Origin of the sequence: Arcobacter sp. CECT 8989, assembly GCF_004116715.1 — a bacterium.
Classification (GTDB): Bacteria; Campylobacterota; Campylobacteria; order Campylobacterales; family Arcobacteraceae; genus Halarcobacter.
Genome location: NZ_PDKE01000083.1, coordinates 1 through 424, shown reverse-complemented (window position 1 = coordinate 424; position 424 = coordinate 1). Strand labels below are relative to the sequence as shown.

Annotated in this window: 1 pseudogene; it reads left to right on the top strand. The window is 30.0% G+C overall.

What is annotated here, in order from left to right:
• Positions 1–424: pseudogene (locus tag CRV02_RS14545) on the top strand (carbon-nitrogen hydrolase); the annotation flags it as partial.

The window sequence follows — 424 nt, the reverse complement described above, 5'->3', positions numbered from 1 at the left end:
GTACTTAATTTCCAACTCTCAAATGATTTTTATGTAAGAAGAGTAATAAAAAATTATCTTGAAGGTGATATCGAAAGTAAAGAGTATGCTTGTTTACTTTCGTGGAATAATATCTATTACTCAAAACCAACAATAAAGCCAATGGCACAAAAAAAAGTCATAAGACTAGGACTTATTCAATGGCAAATGAGACTTTATAAAAAGTATGGAGAAGTAATCGAACAAGCTGAATATTTCATAGATGCAGTATCTGGATATAGAAGTGACTTTGATCTTTTCCCAGAGTTTTTTAATGCTCCATTGATGGCAGAATTTAATCATTTAAGTGAAGCAGATGCTATACGAGAACTTGCAAAATATACAGAACGATTTAAAGAGGACTTTTCAAGACTTGCCATTACTTATAATATTAATATTATTACAG